Origin of the sequence: Paraburkholderia sp. GV068 (assembly GCF_003058125.1) — a bacterium.
GTDB classification, from domain to species: Bacteria; Pseudomonadota; Gammaproteobacteria; order Burkholderiales; family Burkholderiaceae; genus Paraburkholderia; species Paraburkholderia graminis.
This window is the reverse complement of record NZ_QBUB01000004.1, coordinates 259,463-278,731: the sequence shown is the minus strand read 5'-3', so window position 1 is coordinate 278,731 and position 19,269 is coordinate 259,463. Positions and strand designations below refer to the sequence as shown.

17 protein-coding genes are annotated in these 19,269 nt (G+C 66.4%); 6 read left to right on the top strand and 11 right to left on the bottom strand.

From position 1 onward, the window contains the following. Positions 1 to 6: 6 nt before the first annotated feature. From C8K18_RS11305 to rpe, 5 genes are all read left to right on the top strand, one after another. A complete protein-coding gene (locus C8K18_RS11305) occupies positions 7 to 1,122 on the top strand; it encodes a class 1 fructose-bisphosphatase (RefSeq protein WP_006046593.1) in 1,116 nt (371 codons plus the stop codon). A 69-nt stretch (positions 1,123 to 1,191) separates the two neighbouring features. Beyond that, on the top strand, positions 1,192 to 2,064 hold the full coding sequence (locus tag C8K18_RS11300) for a phosphoribulokinase (protein ID WP_006046594.1): 873 nt from the start codon (positions 1,192 to 1,194) through the stop codon (positions 2,062 to 2,064). Positions 2,065 to 2,133: 69 nt separating this feature from the next. Next, positions 2,134 to 4,203, top strand: coding sequence for a transketolase (gene tkt / locus C8K18_RS11295; protein ID WP_107707499.1), 2,070 nt, complete (start codon positions 2,134 to 2,136; stop codon positions 4,201 to 4,203). A 21-nt stretch (positions 4,204 to 4,224) separates the two neighbouring features. Then, on the top strand, positions 4,225 to 5,262 hold the full coding sequence (gene fba / locus C8K18_RS11290) for a class II fructose-bisphosphate aldolase (protein WP_107707498.1): 1,038 nt from the start codon (positions 4,225 to 4,227) through the stop codon (positions 5,260 to 5,262). A gap of 15 nt (positions 5,263 to 5,277) precedes the next feature. Then, positions 5,278 to 5,991, top strand: a complete 714-nt coding sequence (rpe, locus tag C8K18_RS11285) for a ribulose-phosphate 3-epimerase (RefSeq protein WP_053859330.1) — start codon at positions 5,278 to 5,280, stop codon at positions 5,989 to 5,991. Between the two features lie 47 nt (positions 5,992 to 6,038). Here rpe and C8K18_RS11280 read toward each other — a convergent pair whose 3' ends face one another. From C8K18_RS11280 to C8K18_RS11270, 3 genes are read right to left on the bottom strand one after another with little or no spacing between them, the layout of a single operon-like run. After that, positions 6,039 to 7,421: a DUF6513 domain-containing protein gene (locus tag C8K18_RS11280; protein ID WP_107707497.1), complete on the bottom strand. Its 1,383-nt coding sequence runs from the start codon at positions 7,419 to 7,421 to the stop codon at positions 6,039 to 6,041. Between the two features lie 48 nt (positions 7,422 to 7,469). Next, positions 7,470 to 8,048, bottom strand: a complete 579-nt coding sequence (locus tag C8K18_RS11275; RefSeq protein WP_006046600.1) for a flavoprotein — start codon at positions 8,046 to 8,048, stop codon at positions 7,470 to 7,472. After that, positions 8,045 to 10,186, bottom strand: coding sequence for a sigma-54-dependent Fis family transcriptional regulator (locus tag C8K18_RS11270; RefSeq protein ID WP_107707496.1), 2,142 nt, complete (start codon positions 10,184 to 10,186; stop codon positions 8,045 to 8,047). Before C8K18_RS11270 ends, C8K18_RS11275 begins: the two co-directional genes overlap by 4 nt. 412 nt (positions 10,187 to 10,598) lie before the next feature. Here C8K18_RS11270 and C8K18_RS11265 point away from each other — a divergent pair, with 412 nt between their 5' ends. Beyond that, complete coding sequence (locus tag C8K18_RS11265) at positions 10,599 to 11,159, top strand: dihydroneopterin aldolase (RefSeq protein ID WP_107707495.1); 561 nt, start codon at positions 10,599 to 10,601, stop codon at positions 11,157 to 11,159. A 93-nt stretch (positions 11,160 to 11,252) separates the two neighbouring features. On the opposite strand, the gene C8K18_RS11260 is transcribed toward C8K18_RS11265, so the two are convergent. The 8 genes from C8K18_RS11260 to C8K18_RS11225 form a co-directional block, all read right to left on the bottom strand. Beyond that, complete coding sequence (locus C8K18_RS11260) at positions 11,253 to 11,660, bottom strand: hypothetical protein (protein WP_006046603.1); 408 nt, start codon at positions 11,658 to 11,660, stop codon at positions 11,253 to 11,255. 95 nt (positions 11,661 to 11,755) lie between these two features. Next, positions 11,756 to 12,265: a formaldehyde-activating enzyme gene (gene fae / locus C8K18_RS11255; RefSeq protein WP_006046604.1), complete on the bottom strand. Its 510-nt coding sequence runs from the start codon at positions 12,263 to 12,265 to the stop codon at positions 11,756 to 11,758. A gap of 146 nt (positions 12,266 to 12,411) precedes the next feature. Next, positions 12,412 to 13,455, bottom strand: coding sequence for a triphosphoribosyl-dephospho-CoA synthase (locus C8K18_RS11250; protein ID WP_375135810.1), 1,044 nt, complete (start codon positions 13,453 to 13,455; stop codon positions 12,412 to 12,414). Further along, on the bottom strand, positions 13,439 to 14,515 hold the full coding sequence (locus C8K18_RS11245) for a RimK family alpha-L-glutamate ligase (RefSeq protein WP_107707494.1): 1,077 nt from the start codon (positions 14,513 to 14,515) through the stop codon (positions 13,439 to 13,441). Before C8K18_RS11245 ends, C8K18_RS11250 begins: the two co-directional genes overlap by 17 nt. Then, the gene (gene mch / locus C8K18_RS11240) at positions 14,512 to 15,561 is read right to left on the bottom strand and encodes a methenyltetrahydromethanopterin cyclohydrolase (RefSeq protein ID WP_006046607.1); all 1,050 of its coding nucleotides are present in this window, start codon (positions 15,559 to 15,561) and stop codon (positions 14,512 to 14,514) included. The genes C8K18_RS11245 and mch overlap by 4 nt, the downstream gene beginning before the upstream one ends. Continuing rightward, entirely contained in the window at positions 15,524 to 16,753 is a 1,230-nt protein-coding gene (locus C8K18_RS11235; RefSeq protein ID WP_107707493.1) for an ATP-grasp domain-containing protein, read from the bottom strand. Before C8K18_RS11235 ends, mch begins: the two co-directional genes overlap by 38 nt. 87 nt (positions 16,754 to 16,840) lie before the next feature. After that, positions 16,841 to 17,782, bottom strand: a complete 942-nt coding sequence (locus C8K18_RS11230) for an NAD(P)-dependent methylenetetrahydromethanopterin dehydrogenase (RefSeq protein ID WP_006046609.1) — start codon at positions 17,780 to 17,782, stop codon at positions 16,841 to 16,843. Positions 17,783 to 18,067: 285 nt separating this feature from the next. After that, the gene (locus tag C8K18_RS11225; RefSeq protein WP_053859322.1) at positions 18,068 to 19,096 is read right to left on the bottom strand and encodes a beta-ribofuranosylaminobenzene 5'-phosphate synthase family protein; all 1,029 of its coding nucleotides are present in this window, start codon (positions 19,094 to 19,096) and stop codon (positions 18,068 to 18,070) included. Between the last annotated feature and the right edge of the window lie 173 nt (positions 19,097 to 19,269).

Below are 19,269 nucleotides of genomic sequence, written 5' to 3'. Positions count from 1 at the left end.
ATCGCCATGCAAGACGGACGCACGACCCTTTCGAAGTTTCTGATCGACACGCTCGACCGCCAGCCTTGCGCGGCGGGAACCGCGCAAAACGCGGGCCTTTCCGCGCTGCTGATCGACGTGGCCGCGGCCATCAAGTCGATTTCGGCGATGCTCACCAAGGGCGCGCTCGGCGGGCATTACGGCTCGGCGCACAGCGTCAACACGCATGGCGAGGAACAGAAGAAGCTCGACGTCGCCACCAACGAAGTCTTCGTGCAGCACTGCGAGTGGGACGGTCTCCTCGCGGCGATGGCCTCCGAAGAAATGGAGCGCGTCTACACGATTCCGCAGCACTATCCGCGCGGCGACTATCTGCTCGCATTCGATCCGCTCGACGGCTCGTCGAACATCGACATCAACGGCGTAGTCGGGTCGATCTTCTCGGTGCTGCGTCATGTGGACGATCGTCCCGCCGACGCCGAAGAACCCGTGGGCGAATCCGCTTTTTTGCGGCCGGGCCGCGAGCAGGTCGCGGCGGGCTATGCGATCTACGGCCCCTCGACGATGCTCGTGCTGTCGGTCGGCAACGGCACGCATGGCTTCACGCTGGAACGCGACATCGGCAATTTCGTGCTCACGCATTCGAACATCCGCATTCCCGCGGAAACGGCGGAGTTCGCGATCAACGCATCGAACGAACGCTTCTGGGAGCCGCCGGTGCGCCGCTATGTGCAGGAGTGCAAGGACGGACGCACCGGCTGCCGGACCGAGGACTTCAACATGCGCTGGATCGCCTCGATGGTCGCAGAAGTGCATCGCATCCTGATGCGCGGCGGCGTGTTCATGTATCCGCGCGACTCGAAAACGCCCGGCATGCACGGGCGCCTGCGCCTTCTGTACGAAGCGAATCCGATGAGCTTTCTGGTCGAGCAGGCGGGCGGTCTTTCGATTACAGGCCGCGAACGCATTCTCGACGTCGTGCCGCACACATTGCATGGCCGCGTGCCCGTGATTCTCGGCTCGCGCAACGAAGTCGAGCGCATTGGCCGCTATCACGGCGAGTACGACCGTGGCGAGGACCAGCCGTTCACGTCGCCGCTCTTCGGCCGACGCTCGCTGTTTCTGCCGGGCTTCACCGCCTGATTGCGCGCAATGCAGGCTCGCACTGACGCAGAGCGGCCGAACACAACACTACTATCCGGAGACAAGCGCATGTCAATCAAACACCCGATCATCGCGGTGACCGGTTCCAGCGGCGCCGGCACGACGACCGTGATGAAGAGCTTTGCCCATATTTTCAGGCGCGAAAAGATCAACGCGCAGATCGTGGAAGGCGACGCGTTTCACCGCTACGACCGCAACGGCATGCGCGAAGCAATGAAACAGCACGAGCGCGACGGCGTGCCGAACTTCAGCCACTTTGGACCGCAAGCGAATCTGCTGGAAGAACTGGAGGCGCTGTTCGCCAGCTACGGAGAGACCGGCACCGGCAAGTTTCGTCACTACGTGCACGACGAAACGGAGACGCGTCTCTACAAGCAGGATGCCGGCACGTTCACGCCGTGGGAAGACGTGCAGCCCGACACTGACCTGATGTTCTACGAAGGTCTGCACGGCGCGGCGGTGACCGACCACATCGACATCGCGCGGCATGCGGATCTGCTGATTGGCGTGGTGCCGACCATCAACCTCGAATGGATTCAGAAACTGCATCGCGATCAGACCATGCGCGGTTACTCGCATGAGGCGGTCGTCGATACGATCTTGCGGCGCATGCCCGACTACGTGAACTACATCTGCCCGCAGTTTTCCCGCACGCATGTGAATTTCCAGCGCGTGCCGACCGTGGATACGTCGAACCCGTTCATTGCGCGCGAGATTCCGCAGCCCGACGAGAGCTTTGTCGTGATCCGCTTCGCGCGGCCCAAAGGCATCGACTTCCAGTATCTGCTGACCATGTTGCACGACTCGTTCATGTCGCGGCCGAATGTGATCGTCGTCCCCGGCGGCAAGATGGGCCTCGCCATGCAACTGATCTTCACGCCGATGATTCTGCAACTGATCGACCGGCGCTCGCGAGCGTAAGCCGTAACCGCGGCCCCGCCGCAAAGACCCGACGCGAAACACCGGCTTGCTGTTCCAAGGAGACATTCGATGAGCGCCGTCGCAGAATCGCTTGCATTACCTGAAACCCGCCTGATGGCCGACGCGCTGCGCATGCTCGCCATCGACGCCGTCGAAGCGGCGAAGTCGGGTCACCCCGGCATGCCGCTCGGCATGGCCGAGATCGCCGTTGCGTTGTGGGACCGGCATCTGAAACACAATCCGCGCAATCCGGCATGGCCCGACCGCGACCGCTTCGTGCTGTCGAACGGACATGGTTCGATGCTGTTGTACGGGCTGCTGCATCTCACCGGCTACGATCTGCCGATAGACGAACTGAAACGCTTTCGTCAATTGCACAGCAAAACGCCGGGGCATCCCGAAGTGGGCGTGACGCCCGGCGTCGAGACGACCACCGGTCCGCTTGGCCAGGGCCTCGCCAACGCGGTCGGCATGGCGCTCGCGGAAGCGCTGCTCGCGCACGAGTTCAACCGGCCCGGCCATACGATTGTCGATCATCGTACCTATGTATTCGCCGGCGACGGCTGCCTGATGGAAGGCATTTCGCACGAAGCGGCATCGCTTGCGGGCACGCTGAAGCTCGACAAGCTCACGGTGCTCTACGACGACAACGGTATCTCCATCGATGGCCATGTCGCGCAGTGGTTCAACGACGACACGCCCGCGCGCTTTGCCGCTTACGGCTGGCAGGTGGTGCGCGACGTCGACGGTCACGATGCGGACGCGGTCGACCGCGCGCTGCAAGACGCGCGCGCAGCCGGCCGGCCGACGCTGATCTGCTGCCGCACGGTGATCGGCAGAGGCTCGCCTGGCAAAGCGGGCACGCACGATGTGCATGGCGCGCCGCTCGGCGCCGACGAAGTCGCGAACACGCGGCGCGCGCTCGGCTGGCCGTATCCGCCGTTCGTCGTGCCCGAGGAGGCTCGCTCGCAGTGGGATGCGCGCGCTCGCGGCGAGGCGGCCGAAGCCGACTGGAGACGCCGCTTCGAAGCGTATCGCAATCACTATCCGCATGAAGCCGCCGAATTCGAGCGCAGGACGCAAGGCAGGCTGCCCGCGCATTGGCACGATGCCGTTCGCGCGATGCTGCGCGACGCCGACAGCGCGGCGCAAACCATCGCGACGCGCAAGGCTTCGCAGCAGACCATTGCCGTGCTGGCTCGCGCGCTGCCGGAATTGCTCGGCGGCTCGGCGGATCTGACAGGCTCGAATCTGACCAACTGGCAGGCGGCGGTGAACATCCACGCGGACGAAGACGGCCTGCGCGGAGGCAACTATCTGCACTACGGCGTGCGCGAGTTCGGCATGAGCGCGGTGATCAACGGTATCGCGCTGCATCGCGGGCAGATTGCGTTCGGCGGCACGTTTCTCACGTTTTCCGACTACTCGCGCAACGCGCTGCGCATGGCCGCGTTGATGAAGACACGCTCGATATTCGTGTTCACGCACGATTCGATTGGTCTCGGCGAAGACGGGCCGACGCATCAGTCGGTCGAGCACGCGGCGAGCTTGCGGCTGATTCCGGGGCTCGACGTCTGGCGACCGTGCGATACGGTCGAAACCGCGCGCGCGTGGGCCAGCGCGATCGAACGCAATGGGCCGACGTGCCTGCTGCTGAGCCGGCAGAACCTGCCGTTCGTCGCGCGCGACAGCGAACAGATCGACGCAATCGAGCGAGGCGGTTATGTGTTGCGCGATTGGCCGGAGGGTAATGCACAAGCGCGCGCCGTGCTAATCGCTACGGGTTCCGAAGTATCGCTCGCGCTCGACGCGCTCGCGTTGCTCGCCGAAGCGGGCATCGCCGCACGCGTCGTCTCCATGCCGTCGACCAGCGTATTCGACCGGCAGCCGGATGCATGGCGCGAAGCGGTGCTGCCGCCGGGCGTGCCGCGCGTCGCCGTCGAAGCGGGCGTGCGCGCGTTCTGGCGGCAGTACGTGGGCCTTGAAGGCGGCGTCGTGGGTATCGACAGCTTCGGCGAATCCGCGCCCGCTGCCGCGCTGTTCGAACATTTCGCGCTGACCGCGCAAGCCGTGGCCGACGAAGCGCGCCGCGTCGTGCAGCGCTTCGCTTCGCACGAGCGGCACAACAGAATCCAATGATTCGTTCCCGAGGAGTTTGCAATGGCCTTCATCGCACTGCGTCAACTACTGGATCACGCGGCCGAACACGGCTACGGCGTGCCCGCGTTCAACGTCAACAACATGGAGCAGATTCACGCGATCATGCAGGCCGCGGAGGAAACCGCGAGCCCGGTGATCCTGCAAGCGTCGGCGGGCGCGCGAAAGTATGCGGGCGAGCCGTATCTGCGGCATCTGGTGCTCGCCGCGCTCGAGGCGCATCCCGACATTCCGCTCGTGCTGCACCAGGATCACGGCGCGAGCCCGGCCGTGTGTCAGCAGGCAATCCGCTCGGGCTTTACATCGGTGATGATGGACGGCTCGCTGCTGCCCGATCAGAAAACGCCCGCCGCGTATGACTACAACGTCGACGTGAGCCGTCGTGTAGTAGAAGCGGCGCACGCGGTCGGCGTTTCCGTTGAAGGCGAACTGGGTTGCTTAGGTTCGCTCGAAACGGGCACGGCCGGCGAGGAAGACGGCGTCGGCGCGCAAGGCCAACTCACGCGCGACGCTCTGCTGACCGATCCGAGCGAGGCGCAAATTTTCGTCGATGCAACCGGCGTCGATGCGCTCGCCATCGCGATCGGCACATCGCACGGCGCGTATAAATTCAGCCGCCAGCCGACCGGCGATATTCTCGCGATCGACCGCATCGTGCAGATACACGAGCGCATTCCGAATACGCATCTCGTGATGCATGGGTCGTCGTCGGTGCCGCAGGAATGGCTCGCGGTGATCCGCGAATATGGCGGCGAGATTCCGACGACGTATGGCGTGCCCGTCGAGGAAATACAGCGCGGCATTGCGCACGGCGTGCGCAAGGTGAATATCGACACCGACATCCGGCTCGCGATGAGCGGCGCGATGCGCAAGTCGATGGCGAACGCGCGCGGCGAATTCGATCCGCGGGCCGCGTTGAAGGCGGCGACGGCGGCGGCGCGCGGCATTTGCGTCGAGCGCTTCGAGGCGTTCGGTTGCGCGGGGCAGGCGCCGCGCATCAGGCCGTTGCCGCTCGAGGCAATGGCGCGCCGTTATCACTGAACGCAAGGAGACATCATGCGTGATTTTCTGATTGCTCCTTCGCTGCTGTCCGCGGATTTTGCGCGTCTCGCCGACGAGATTCGCGACGTCACCGTGGCCGGCGCGGACTGGGTTCATCTCGACGTAATGGACAACCATTACGTGCCGAATCTGACGGTCGGGCCGCTCGTGTGCGCGGCGATCCGGCCGCATACGCGCGTGCCGATCGACGTGCATCTGATGACGATGCCGGTCGATCCGCTCGTCATCGCCTTTGCGGAAGCCGGCGCGAACACGATCAGTTTTCATCCGGAAGCGTCGCTGCATGTGCACCGGACGATCGAGCTCATCAAGACGCAGGGCGCGCGCGTCGGACTCGCGCTGAATCCGGCTACGCCGCTTGCGGTGCTCGATCATGTGATCGAACGGCTCGACGTGGTGCTCGTGATGTCGGTGAATCCCGGCTTCGGCGGCCAGGCGTTCATACCCGAGACGCTCGCGAAGTTGCGCATGTTGCGTGAACGGGTCGACGCCACGATGCAGCGCACGGGTCGTCCGTTGCTGATCGAAGTGGATGGCGGAGTGAAGGCGTCGAACATCGCGCAGATTGCGGCGGCGGGCGCCGATGTGTTCGTGGCCGGTTCGGCGGTGTTCGGCGCGGACGACTATGCGCGGGCGATCAGCGACATGCGCGGCGAACTTGCGCAAGTGAGCGAATCGGACGAAAGGGCTTTGGCGGAAGTGCGCTGAAAAACTCGGGCGGCTGTTCGGTTTGGGAGAAATCGAACCGAATGGCGTCAGCGTTTTTTCATCGTTTCGCCAGGCGCGCACCATGCCGACAGATCCTGTTCCGGCCGCTCGACGGCGCAACCCCAATCGAGCGGCTGGTCCTGATCGAAGCGCTTGCCGAGACGCCACGCAATCTCGGCGCGCGCCAACTGTACGCCCATATAGAACGCGTGGCCGCCGTCGGCTTCGAGGTGAAGATCGGGGTAGAGCGCGAACGGATCGCCGGCTTTGAGATGACCGTCGCGGTTATAGACGTGGATGCCTTCGTCGCTGACCTGCACACGAAAGTTAGGATCGCGAACATCGCGCGCGAATTCGTCGATTTCCGCCGCGCTATAGGGGAAAGGGCGCTTTGTGTGAACGGTCGCGAGATCGCCGTTGATGCCCTTGGGCAGCATGTGCGCCTCGCGTGCGGCGTGCATCACGCGGCGCGCGACGTCCGCTTCGCGCACCGCGCGCCGCGCGTGCAGGCTGACGGACGTCGTGAGCACCGCGCTCACGCGAAGCTCCGCGGCCATGCCGAGCAGTACCGCGTTGATGCCGCTCGTGTCCGCTTCGGTCAACTCGGTCACGTTGCCGATGCCCATCATGATGGCCACGTCCGGATAGCGTTCGCGCAGCCTGACATAGCGTGCAATCGACGTCGCGAGACCGAACGGAATTGGATCGAGAATCGGATCGGCGAGAAACGCGCGGCCGCGCGCGGCTAAAAGTTCGATGGCTGCGTCGAGCGAAGCAGGGTCGCCCGGATCGCGCGCGACGAGGATCGGCGTGGACGGCACTTCGTCGGCGATCCATAGCGTGTCGAGGTTCAGGCTCATCAGATAGTCCGCGCCCGCCCGGCCGCCGCGCAGCAACTCGTCGGTGCGCATCGAATCGACGCTCACCCGATAGCCTTCGGCTTTCAAACGGCGCACCGCATCCTCGAGATGCGGAAACGGCGTTTCCGGCAGACAGCCGATGTCGATCACATTTGCGCCCTGCGCCGCGTAGTCGCGAGCACGCGCGGCGATGCCGTCGAGATCGAGGCGCGGCGCATCGACGATCTCCGCGAAAATCTCGGTCTCGTAGCGCGACAGGTCGACGGGTTTCGCCTCGCGGCCGAAGAATTGCGGCAGGTCTTTCACTTCTTCCGGTCCGCGTTCGAACGGCACGCCGTAGTGTTCGCTCAGCGCGGCGAGATCGCCACGGCAGCGCCCCGGCACGATCACGCGTTGCGCGGCGAGCGGCGCGGGCACGCGTCGGCGGATCATGTCGGCCGTCATCAGCGCCGCAACCTGCAAACCGATTTCGCGGATTTCCCAACTGAACGGCGTCGGCGCCATGCTTTCGAGCACGCGCACGAGGCTCTTTTCGGCGAGCCGGCCTGTCAGGAAGAGGATGTGGTCCATGTCAGTACGCGCCGAGCCGCCGGGCAGGTTTTTAGCGTGAGAGTGCTTTCATGCAAGATCGAGCATCGCGACCCGTTGATCGAGCGCCGCCTTCAACTCATCCAGCGAGCGCACCACCGTCGTATATTCGAAGCGCGACAGGCGCTCCACATTGTCGAGTTCGATCGCCCGCGGCCGCAGTTCGACCCATTCGTTAGGGCTTTGCGTGACCACGGTCGGCTCGGTATCGCATGCAAAGACGATGCCCGGAATGCACTGCTTGCCCGCCTGAGCGTACATGTTGGTCGGCAGCGTATCGGAGATGCCGAACGCGCACTTGGCCACCGTGTTGCTGGTGGCCGGCGCAATGATCACAGTGTGATACATGCCGTGATACAGCATGCCAACCGGCACGCCGCTCGCGCTCTTGTCGCGGAACACGTTGAAGCGCTCACGCAGTCGCGGCAGCTTCCAGCCGTAGAGCGGCAGCACTTCCTCGGCGGCGGCCGAGAGAAACAGGTCGGTGCGCGGCAAGGCGAGCGCGAGTTCGATCGACTCCTCGAGCAGATGGCCCGAGCCGGTCACGCACCACGCAAAGCGCGCATCGGGCTTGAAGTCCGCGAGATGACGAGCCGGCGCCTGGCTCATGCGTCATGGGCGCGATGCGCGGCATCGCCCGGCGAGCCTTCGGGCGTGGCCGCATCGGAGGTGATTTCGTCGGCCGCGTCGTCGGTTTCCAGGCCGTCGCTGCCCGAGCCGTCGTGCGACAGACGGATCTGCAGGCGCCGCATCTTCCGGTACAGCGTATTGCGGCTGATGCCGAGCGCCTTCGCCACGTTGCTCACGTTCCAGCGGTTTTCCTCGAGCATTGCAAGAACCGTCTCGCGTTCGTTCAACTGAATCGCGTTCAGCGCGGAAAGGTCCGGGTCGTCGTCTGCATGCGGGGCGGGCTGCGCCGCCGCCTGTGGCGCGGCGGGCGACGCTACCTCCGGTTCGCGCTGCGTGACTTCGACGGGCAAATCCTCGCAGCGGATCGGTTGTCCGTCGCATAACGCAATCGCCATTTGCAATACGTGACGCAACTGACGGATGTTGCCGGGCCATGCATAGCTCAGCAACGCCTGCTCGGCTTCCCTCGTCAGCTCCGGCGGATCGTCGTCGGTCTCGGCCGCGAGCAGATGATGAATCAGCGGCAGCTTATCGACGCGCTCCGCGAGCGGCGGCAGATTCAGCTCGACGCCTTTGAGCCGGTAATACAGATCCTCGCGGAATTGCCCGCTGTGCACGAGTTCGAGCAGATTGCGGTGACTCGCGCTGATCAACTGGAAATTGACCTTCACGGTGGTCTCGGCGCCGAGCGGCGTGACCTCGTGTTCTTCGATCACGCGCAGAAGCCGCGCCTGCAACGCAAGCGGCATGTCGCCGATCTCGTCGAGAAAGAGTGTGCCGCCATTGGCCTGCACGATCTTGCCGCGCCGTCCTTCGCGCTGAGCGCCGGTGAACGCGCCGGCCCGATAGCCGAACAGTTCGCTTTCGATCAGGTTCTCCGGCAGCGACGCGCAATTCACCGGCACGAACGGCCCCGACGAATGCGGGCTGATGCTGTGCAGCGCCTGCGCGAAAACTTCCTTGCCGGTTCCCGTTTGCCCTCTGAGGATGATCGGAATCTTGCGTTGCACGACACGCGCGCCGAGCTGAATCTGCGAGGCCATGCGCGGGTCGCCGAATTCCAGGTGCGCGATCTCGTCGAGCCGTGCCGGCGGCGGCCGCTTGTCCGACGCGCTCGCGCGCGGCGTCGATGCCGATGTCGATGCAGATGCCGGACCCGCCACCGCGACGCGCGCGCCGCGGCCCGAGGCGTTTTGCGCGGCCTGTGCGATCAGGAAGAAACGATTGGTCGCGTTGGCGCTGTACACGGTAACCGGATGGAACGAGCCGCGAATGCTGCGTGCGATCATGTCCTCGAGCGATGCATTGAACGCCTCTTCGATGCGCCGTCCGCGCAATTCGCCAAGCGAGCGGAAGCCGAGCTGGAAAAGCGCGCTGCGGTTTGCGGCGAGCACGGTGCTGTCGTCCGCGACCGCGAGCTTGCCGCCGTGCAGCGTGCCGACGAATTCCGGCCGGCTATGAAAGTGGATCATGTTCGCGTGCCGGTAGCGCGCGTCAATCAGACGGTTTTCGATCATCTGCCGCGACATGCCGACGAGCACCAGCGAGTGTTGCTGCAACAGTTTGGAGCGGCTTGTCACGTCGAGCACGCCGGCGATCTCGCCGCTGTCGTCGAAGATCGGCGCGGCGGAGCAGGTGAGCGACGTATAGCGCGGATAGAAATGTTCGTGCTGGCACACCGCGATGCAATCGCGCTCGGCGAGACACGTGCCCATTCCGTTGGTGCCCGCTTCGCGCTCGCTCCACAGCGCGCCGACGCGAAAGCCGTCCGAAGCGACGGCTTCTGCAAACGGCACCGACGAAACCTGATGCACGATCACGCCGCCCGCGTCGACCAGCACGACCGCGAGTTCGGGGTCGGCCAACTGCTGATAGAGCGTGGTCATTTCCAGCTTCGAACACGCGATCAGATCGCCCATCGCCTCGCGGCGCGAGCTTAGTTCGTACTCCGTCAGGATGGGCGGCGTGACGAAACGGGAAGGATCGAGCTGGAATTCATTGACGCAGCGTGCCCACGATTGAGCGACGGGCTCGCTCGTCGGCCGCGTCGCCAACTGATGATTGACGACGTTGAGAATTTCACGGACGTGCATGGAGCTGTCAGCGAGCAACGACATGGGGTTCGTCTCCGTTGCGGCACATTCATGCGCGCCCTGCGTTGCCCTGCGTATTGCTGCTCGCCCGGACTTCGCGTTGCGCGTCTACGTGTACCGCTTTATCGATAATGTCATCCCCTCGCGCCGCGGCTTCTGGGTCCGTATGCGCAGTGAGTAATTCGCCTGTTACCGGTGCTGCTATGGGTGCTGCTACTGGTGCTGCCTGCGACCGTTGTCAGGCGTTGGCTTAAAACTCTACGCCCGATGTCGTTCGTGTTCAATACGAAGTCGCATCAATAGTACAGGCTGCGCCCGCTTTTTGCTTTTAATCAATGCACGCCGCACCGTGCTGCGCGCGCGGCTCATCCTGTACTACTTGCGTTTACCCGGGTTGCATCATTTAACTTGTTGCCGCTAGGCGGCGGAGTACACCATGGACCGTATCGACATCGCTCGCCTCGCGAGCTTCCCAATCGCCGCCTCGGCCGCCTCGACCGCCGACACCGCCGCGCCGCGCGCGAGCGCGCCGTGGGGCGCGCCTTCCGAAGCGCCGCCGGCGGGCCGCATGGACGTCGTGTTCATCGAAAACTTTATCGGTCAGACCATTATAGGAATCGACAGCAGCGAGCTGCACGTGCCGCAACCCGTGCGCATGAATCTGGCGATCGGCGTACCGGCGCTGCGCGCGTGCGCGACCGATCGTATCGAGGACACCATCAACTATGCGGCGGTGCGCGCGGCGTTGCATGCGCTGCTGGAATCGCACGGCGTGCGTCTGCTGGAGGCGCTGGCCGAAGCGGTGGCGCGCCTGCTCATCAACGATTTCGGCGCGCACTGGGTACGCGTGGCGCTTGCCAAGCCGGCCAAATTCGACGACGTCGCGGCGGTCGGCGTGCAGATCGAACGGCAGCGCAGCGACATGCCGAAGCCGGCGGCTGCGCAAAGCGGTCTCGCGGATTATGCGTCGCTAGGTCAAGGGCTGATTCCGAATTGACGTGACGCGCAGCCGAACCGCATGCAATGGCATGGCCGGTTCGGTAGCGCACACTGTGGCGAACATAGTGCGGGCCGCGTGCCCGCGATTCTTCTACTTCGAAGCCGCCGTCTTGTCGGTGCCGAGCCCGCAGCTACGATAAGCGTCGGCCTGCAGCGCGCGGAATTTCTTCGTCTGCGCCTTCGCGTGGTCGACGCGAAACTCGGCGCCGCCTTCGCCGCCCAGCGACGCATACCGGGAAAACGTGGATTGATCGACGAACTCGTCGTAGGGCAGCGCGGTCGCCATTCTGTCGATCACGCACGAGCATTTGTAGACGTTGGCGAAATCGTGTCCGTTGTCGTCCATGCAAGCGAGCACGTATTCGACGCGGCCTGTCGTCGGGTAGTTGTAGCCTCCCGCCGGGCCAGCCGCTTTGGGCGCGTCGCCGTCCGCCCAGGCGAGCGGGGCGGCGAGCGCGATGCAGGCACACGCCGCCAGCGCGCGACATCGTAGGGTCATCTCATGCCTCTTCAAAGCAATTGCACCGTGGCGCACTGCGAAGGTCCGCGCGGCAGCGCTGTGCGGCGGCGTGCGCGCGGACCCCGAGCCATCGATCAGTTGGGCGCAAACGGATGGGCGACGCTGCTCTTCTTCTGTACCACTTCGGCAGCAGTCGGTTCGCCTCTCACCGCGCGTTGGATCGCCTCGCGCGTGGCCTTATAGTTGTACTCCTGAATTTTCTTGTCGTCCTCCGCCTGCCAGTGAATGAACACGCCGACGCACAGGAACAGGTCGTCGGCTTCGTCGGCCGGGATCGTGCCGTCCTCGACGCTGTCCGCGACGGCGAGCGCCACAGCATGCTGCGCTGGACCGAACATCTGCACGGCCTGCTTCGCGCCTTTGATGGTCACCTTGTTGAAGAGGATGGTGTTCGGCTTGGCGAGCAGATTCGGCGCGACGACCGCGAGCAGCGATGTGAAGCCATCCTTATTGTTGGTGAGCGCATTGCAGAATGCGGTTTCCGCAGCGGAACCTCGCGGTCCCATCAGCAAGTCGATGTGTGCGACCTCGTTGCCGTCGCCGACGAGCGACTCTCCTATCAGGACGCGATTGATCTTGGCCATGCTGTTCCTCCGATGAGTGGAATGGGGGACTTGCCGACTGACTGACACGCCGCCCGCGACGCTCCTGGTCCGCGAACGCCCGGCGGCGGTTGATGCACGATGGCATTCACTAACAGGTTCCGTGCCAGTGCGTGGCGGGTTGGCGCTTATGGTGCGCTGTCAGTGCGGCTCGTGTTGTTTTCGTCGTCGAGACAAAGGGCGACGAAGAGCGTCGCCACGGTCAGGTCCGCGCTCGTGCCGGGGTTGATGGCGGCGGCTTTGAGTTCGGCGTCCCATGCGCGCAGTGGGTCGAATGCAGAGGGCGCTTCGAGTGTTTCGAGCGATGCGCCGGTCGCGCCGAGGCGGGCTTGCGCGAGCGCGCTTCGCCATTGCGCATGCCGTTCGCGTGCCGCAAGCGTGACACTCTGCGCCACGGCCGCGCCGTGCTTACGCACAATGTGCGAGTCGGGCCACGTGCTTAGGAAGGTGAGGAATGTGTTTAGGGTGGCGGCGAGCGTGACCTCACGCGCCGCGTTCAGCGCTTGCTCGCCATAAACTTCCCGCAAAGCGCCAAGCCCCGTTTCGAAGATGTCGCGAAAGCCTTCCGCATACTGACGCGCGATGCTGTCGCGCGCGGCGGCGAGCGCCATCGCGTCGCGCAGGCCGACCGTCGGCGCGTCGTGCACCGATTGCTCAGGCGCGTCGCCGAGACCGCCTGGATTTGCCAGCGCGATCGCACGGTACGCGAGGCGCGCGTCGTCAACGTCGAGCCGCGCGAGCACGCGTTCGGTCGCGGCTTGCCATGCGGGCGCCGACAATGGACGCGCAGTCTGTTCGAGCGCCGCCGCGAGCGGCGCGACCAGCAGCAGGATGCCGAGATTCGTATTGCAGCCGACGGCCGCGCGCGTGCGCGTCACCGCGTCGAGCAGGCGCTGGCCGACCGGCGCACCGCGCGCGAGCAGCGCGTCGGCGGCGGCGTCGGCGCTCGCGAGGAACTGCGCGGCGCTCATGCCGTGTCCTTCGCTGTCCACGCTGACGTTGCCGGGCTTCGGCGTGTCCACGTCGAGGCGGCAGGCGGTCAAGAAGGCAGTGCGCATGCGCTCATGCGCCGTGGTGTCGGCATCGCGATGAGCGTCCGGATTCAACCAGCGGCCCGTCCAGCCGCCTGGCTCGTCGGCGCGACCGGATTCCGGCTCAACCATGACGCCCATGCAGCGCCACCACGGCCGCGTCGCCGGTTTCGGCAAGCGCGGACGCGCCGCGCTGCGCCGGCAGCTTGCGAAACAGCAGATCGTCGACGAGCGCAGCCGCAATATCGATCGGCGTCACCGATTGCAGGCCGCGCCACGCCGCCACGCCGTTCACTTCGAGCACGAGCGGCCGGGCGGCGTCGTGCGGATCGGGAATCAGATCGACGCCCGCATAGTCGAGCCCGAGCGCCTCGGCGGCGCGCACGGCGGTTTGCGCGAGCGGCGCGTCAAGCTCGGCGGGCTCGCACGTCGCGCCCTGCGCGAAGTTATGAATCCATCCCTTTCCGCCGGTGCGGCGCATCGCCGCCACCGCGCGCGGGCCGATCACCAGCACGCGCCAGTCGAAGCCGGCGCGGCCGCCGTCGATATAGCGCTGCAGATACGCGACATGGCTATAAGGTTTCAGCGAAGGCAGCGGCGCGAGCAGCGCAGACGCCGCGCGGCGCGCGCCCAGCCGCTTGAGCCCATGACCCTGCGAGCCGAATAGCGGCTTGAGCACGACCTGGCGGCCCGCCGCGGCCTCGCGCATCAGCACGCGCTGCGCGAACGCCGCCGATTCGCCCGCCCACGTCGCGGGCGTCGGCACGCCGTGGCGATGCAGCAGGAAGCTCGTCATCGACTTGTCGACGCTGCGTTCGATCGCGCGCGCGTCGTTATAGACCGGCACGCCCGATTCGCGCAGCGCGTGCAGGATGCCGAGCCGCAGCGTGACCTGCTCAAACGTGCCGCCGGCGATGCCGCGCACGAACACCGCATCGGGCAGCGTATGGCCGAAGCCGGGCAGCACGAGCCCGTGCGGTTGCCATGTCGTATCGATCCGGCAGTCGGCGAGATCGACACAGCGCGCCTCGGCGCCGCGCGCGCGAAACGCTTTTTTCAGGCGTCCGGTGTGCCAGCCGGTTTCGTCGGTCATGATCGCGATGCGCAGCGGGGCCGGCGCGGCTGACGTGTTCGTGCCGCCGTCGTCCTTTTTGTCCTTTTCGTCCGCTTCGGGGCGTGCGAGTGGCAACGGCAAGCTCATGGCTTGCCGCTCCATTGAGCATGCAGCAGATCCGCGTCGACGCTGCCGCCGTGATACGTCGCGCCGCTTTCCAGGCTGCTGACCCACACCTCGGCGGGGGCAAAGAGCGCGGGATCGATCTGATAGAAGTCGTAGTTAAACGACGTGAAGATGTCCGCGAACGGGCGGCCGTGATCGCGCGAGTTCGACGCGGGCAACTCGGCGGCGAGCCGTTTTGCCACCGCATCGTGCCTGACCGTGAGATGCACGCGGCCGCCGTAGAGGATTGCGTCGTTGGTGCGGCCCATCGCCTGAACGCCGTCGGGCGCGGGCGGCGGCAACGGCGCGGAGCCGCCGGCTTCGACCACTTCGTCGAGCGCGACGCCGAGCACGTGCGTCTTGTGCAGCGCAACTTCGACGACGCGCGCCACCACCTGCACCGTTCCCGCGACAGAGTGTGTCGGCGTGGTGACAAGCGTGAGCCGCTCGGGCGCGAGACCGCAGTCGGCGAGCACCTTGTCGATGATCACCTGCGGCGGCAGACGGTCCACTTCCAGCACCAGTGCGCCCCGGTCGTGATGGTCGCGATAGCCGAGTTCCGCGAAGAGCGGTTCCTTGACGGCAAGCGCGCGCGCCGGGCCGGAGCCGAGCGAGAAGAACTTCTTGCCGCCGGTCTGCTCCTTGGTGGCGGCGAGGCTCCATCCCGCGTATTGGCTGCCGAGGCAGGCGAGCACGGGCCATGAGGTGCGCACTTCGATCGTGCTCGGCCACAGCGGCCTTGCGTCCAGGCTCTCGCGCACGGTCACGTGGCCGAGGCCGCCCATGCAGATGCGCGCGATCAGCACGCCCGCCGCGACGCTGCCCGGCGCGGCCACGCCCGCGTCGACGAGCACGGTGCCGTTCTCCGTGCGGCTGACGGCGGCGCCGAAGCGCGGCGCATCGTCGACGAGACGCGCGACGAGGCGTTCGCTGAGCGCGTTGACGCTGAGCGCGGCTGCCAGCGCGGCTGCCAGCGGTGGACGGTTATCGTCAGGTGTGGCAGTGGAGGATGGCACGGTCGGGCTCATGGAAGGGCTCATGGCAGGTTTCGATTCGTTCAAGAACCAGCGTGTGCTGCGCGTCGAGCGCGTGCCGAACGGCGTCCACGGACGCTGCGCGCACGAGCAGCGTGCAGACCGGCTGGCCGGCTTCGAGCCGCGTGCCGGGCATCGGCACGTCGCGGCAGCGCGGATCGCGCAGGCAGGCGTCGCTGAATGCCTCGGACGCCGTGAACGGATGCGGCGCGAACAGCACCTGCTGGCCGGCGCAGCAGGCCGCGCGCGCGGGCTCGGCGGGCAGGCGGCCGAGGCGGCATGCGTCGATATGACAGGTGAGCAGGCCGCGCGGCCACGCTTCGGGCGACGCGGTTTCGTAGAGCGTCATCGTCGACGACGGACGCGTGTTGATCTCGAGCACTTCGAACGACTCGCCGTCGAGCAAAAAGTCGCAACTGTTGATGCCGACGAGTCCGACTCGGGCGCACAGTGCGGCGATCGCCGCGCGCACCCGCATTTCGACGGCCGGCGGCAAGCCGATCGGACCGATGGAGCCGGCATGCACGAAGGGCAGCGTGCCCATCCTGCACGTGAGTTGTTGCGCGAAGCCGATCACGCGAGCGCTGCCGCGCGCGGCGACGAAGAGCGCCGACATCGGGCGGCCACGGCTTTGGCGCTGGAAGTAGGCTTGCGGCGGAGTGTCGTGGGCGAGCGGGTCGCGCGCCGCAACCGCCGCAAGCGGCTCCACATGCGTCCCGCCGCAGCCATCCGCGCGTTTCATCAACCAGCCGTACGCCTCCCGAGGTCGTGTGAACGCAACCTGCGGATGCGGAATCTCCAGCTCGTCGAGCAGCGCAAAAAAACGCCGCGGATTGCGCACCTGAGCGCTGGCGTCGACGGAATTGCCGATGAAGCGCGGCAGACCCGGCGTGCTGCACAACTGCGCGATAAACGGCTCGAGCCCGCTTCCGTCGATCCAGCCGATCAGGCCCGGCAAGCGCGCGCTGCGGGCGAGCGCGTCCGTGAGCCGCGCGACGTCGATCGACAACGGGCCGCCGCCGATGTCGAACCACAGCTCCGACGCCTCGCGCGTGTCGCGGTCACCGAATATATCGAGCGCGACGACGCGCAGGCCCGCGCGCGCGGCGGACTGCGCAAGCATGCGCGCGGACAGCCCAGCCACCGCGACAAACGGCGCACGCGCCAAAGACGTACGCGCCGTCATGGCTGCTCCCGCAACGGCGCCACGCCGCGGTTGTGGTCGTGGTCCGTCAAGCGTGACATGACAAGATCCTGTCGCACGGCGCGCCGCTCAGCCGAGTCCGGCCGCGACGGCGCGGGCCTCGTCGAACGCCTGCGGAAAACTCAAATACACGGGCTTGCCGCCGGTGCGCATCCGCGTGAAGAGCCGGTGCTCGACCTGATACTTGACGTTGCCGATCGCGAGCGCGCCGATGCCGATCGCGCCGCCCGCAGTCGGCACGCCGTCGATCGGCTTGCCGTCGTTCATCACGTTCACGCCGGCAATGCCTTCGGGCGGCACGGCGTTGACATCGGCGGCGATCAGCAGGTGGCGCGCGTGGGCGAGGTCGTCGCGGCTCACCACCTGCACGCCGGCGACAGCCGTCGCCAGTACGATCTCGGCCTCGCCGAGCGCGGCGCGCAGTTCGTCGGACGTCGCCGTGCCCACGCCTTTCGTCACGATCTGGAAGCGCTGATTGAGCTCGTCGCTCACCCGCGTGGCGCGCGCCGCGTCGGTGTGGCTGGCGATGCAAACGTCGGCGCCCAGCGACGCCGCCATCGCCGCCGCCACGCGCCCGACCGCGCCGGTGCCACCGAGAATCAGCACGCGCTTGCCGCCCAGTTCCATGCCGTACGCCTTCGCGAGATGCCGCTCGGCGAGCGCGACGAGCGCGGCGGCGGTCGTGTACGCGCCGCTCGGGTCGGCGAACACCGACACCTCGAACGGCGGCACCATTGCCCGGCGCGCGCTGTCGAGCATGTCGGCGGCGAGCATCACGTCGCGTCCGCCGATGAAGATGCCGGTGCGCGCCACGCCTTTCGGCCCGCGCGAAAAGATCGCGTCCTGCGTAAGGTTCGCCACCATCCCCGCGTCGACGTTGCAGTACGGCACGATGATCTGGTAGCCGGCATCGGCGGCCATGTTCACGTCGAAGGGGCTCATCTGCGGGGTGGCCGTCAGCATGTGCAGGATGTACGGCCGTTCGGCGGGTTTTTCAGTGGTGTCGGACATGGCAGGGGGCTCGTTTCAATGGCGATGTCGTGGATTGCGCAAGGGAAGGGCCGAGAGAAGCCGCGCTCCCGTCGAGGTGACGCAAAAGGCGCGGGCTGGTACGCCATGCTGTTTGCTCGAGTCGCATGTCGTGGCGCGCGTCACGCTGGTGACGTTGATGGCGTTCGTGACGTCCGGGAGTTCGTGACGTGCGTCGCGTCGCGCGCGGTGCTGCGGCATCGCCAGCACGCGCGGACCGTTCGTGAACCGCCCGGTGCACGAATCGCGGCGCGGAGTAAAAGCACTTCATGCTGCGCCGATGCGGTGATGCTGCCGCGCCTCGCTCGAGCGCACGGTGGCGCCGCGATTGCGTCCGCCGACGATCGTGCATTCGATCTGCGGCATGCCGCGCGTCGCTTCGCGCGCGGTGGCGAGCGCGGCTTCGGCGTCGCGCGCGCTGCCGACGATCGCGAAACCCGTCGGACCCCATGAACTCTGGCCGATGCCCGCAGTGCGTTGCGCGGCCACCGCGCGCAGCGCGCGCTCGACGCCGGGGCTCGTGAACACGCCGCCCTGCACGGGCGCGAAATATTCGCCGATGGTCTGCTGCATCTCCGTCAGGCCGTGCGCGAACGGCACGATGTTGCGTTCGGCGGCGCCCGGCAGGATTTTCATCAGCACGAGGTGGCACAGATGCGCGGCGAGTCGCTGAGGAAACGGCGCGAGCGCCGCGAGACCGCGCCGTTCTTCGGGGCCGTGCAGACCTTCTCGCGCGGTGTCGCTGACGAGCAGCACGCGCCAGTTCTCGGGAAACGGCTGGCGTGCAAGTAGCGGCGGCACGCCCGGCCGCAAATCGCCGGACGGCCCGCCGTCGACCAGCAGGCCGCCGGAATCGAAGCCGAGCACGCCGATTCCCGAACGCGCGCCGCGGCCTAGCAGGCTCGCCAGTTCGGACGTCGTCGCCAGATGGCCGAGCAGCCGCACGAACGCCATGCCGACCGCAAGCGCGAGTTGCGTGCCGGAGCCGAGCCCGGTGTGCGCGCGCGGCATCTGCGTGACCTGAATCGCGACCGGCGTGGGGTCGAACGCGGCATGCAGCCGTTCGAGACAGATGGCGATGCGCTCGCGCTCCGCGTCCGATAGTGCGCCGCTAATGCTGTCGCGCTCGGCGAAGCGCGCTTCGATGCGAGTGCCGCCGCCGTCGATCATCAGCCCGACGCTGCCGAACGCGCGCCCAAGCGACGCGTTCGGATCGAGAAAGCCCAGATGCAGCCGCGCGGGGGCGTCGACCGTCACGGTGGCGTCAGGCGAAAGGCGGCGAACGTGAAGCTGCATCGCGAGTGTCCTTGTTCATGCGTGACCCGATGGCGCTCGAGCGGGAGGAATCGTCACACGGCCATTGGTGTGGCCATGACTGTGACTGTGGCCAGGAGCGCGGCCACGAGCGCCACGGCGCGACGCTCGGCGCAGGACGTCAAGCGAAAGGCGTACCAGGCTGCCGCGCGATG

Bases quoted from the DNA above. Each gene is read 5' to 3' on its own strand.
- C8K18_RS11305 (WP_006046593.1), top strand. From the start codon at position 7: ATGCAAGACGGACGCACGACCCTTTCGAAGTTTCTGATCGACACGCTC.
- C8K18_RS11300 (WP_006046594.1), top strand. From the start codon at position 1,192: ATGTCAATCAAACACCCGATCATCGCGGTGACCGGTTCCAGCGGCGCC.
- tkt (WP_107707499.1), top strand. From the start codon at position 2,134: ATGAGCGCCGTCGCAGAATCGCTTGCATTACCTGAAACCCGCCTGATG.
- fba (WP_107707498.1), top strand. From the start codon at position 4,225: ATGGCCTTCATCGCACTGCGTCAACTACTGGATCACGCGGCCGAACAC.
- rpe (WP_053859330.1), top strand. From the start codon at position 5,278: ATGCGTGATTTTCTGATTGCTCCTTCGCTGCTGTCCGCGGATTTTGCG.
- C8K18_RS11280 (WP_107707497.1), bottom strand. From the start codon at position 7,421: ATGGACCACATCCTCTTCCTGACAGGCCGGCTCGCCGAAAAGAGCCTC.
- C8K18_RS11275 (WP_006046600.1), bottom strand. From the start codon at position 8,048: ATGAGCCAGGCGCCGGCTCGTCATCTCGCGGACTTCAAGCCCGATGCG.
- C8K18_RS11270 (WP_107707496.1), bottom strand. From the start codon at position 10,186: ATGTCGTTGCTCGCTGACAGCTCCATGCACGTCCGTGAAATTCTCAAC.
- C8K18_RS11265 (WP_107707495.1), top strand. From the start codon at position 10,599: ATGGACCGTATCGACATCGCTCGCCTCGCGAGCTTCCCAATCGCCGCC.
- C8K18_RS11260 (WP_006046603.1), bottom strand. From the start codon at position 11,660: ATGACCCTACGATGTCGCGCGCTGGCGGCGTGTGCCTGCATCGCGCTC.
- fae (WP_006046604.1), bottom strand. From the start codon at position 12,265: ATGGCCAAGATCAATCGCGTCCTGATAGGAGAGTCGCTCGTCGGCGAC.
- C8K18_RS11250 (WP_375135810.1), bottom strand. From the start codon at position 13,455: ATGGGCGTCATGGTTGAGCCGGAATCCGGTCGCGCCGACGAGCCAGGC.
- C8K18_RS11245 (WP_107707494.1), bottom strand. From the start codon at position 14,515: ATGAGCTTGCCGTTGCCACTCGCACGCCCCGAAGCGGACGAAAAGGAC.
- mch (WP_006046607.1), bottom strand. From the start codon at position 15,561: ATGAGCCCGACCGTGCCATCCTCCACTGCCACACCTGACGATAACCGT.
- C8K18_RS11235 (WP_107707493.1), bottom strand. From the start codon at position 16,753: ATGACGGCGCGTACGTCTTTGGCGCGTGCGCCGTTTGTCGCGGTGGCT.
- C8K18_RS11230 (WP_006046609.1), bottom strand. From the start codon at position 17,782: ATGTCCGACACCACTGAAAAACCCGCCGAACGGCCGTACATCCTGCAC.
- C8K18_RS11225 (WP_053859322.1), bottom strand. From the start codon at position 19,096: ATGCAGCTTCACGTTCGCCGCCTTTCGCCTGACGCCACCGTGACGGTC.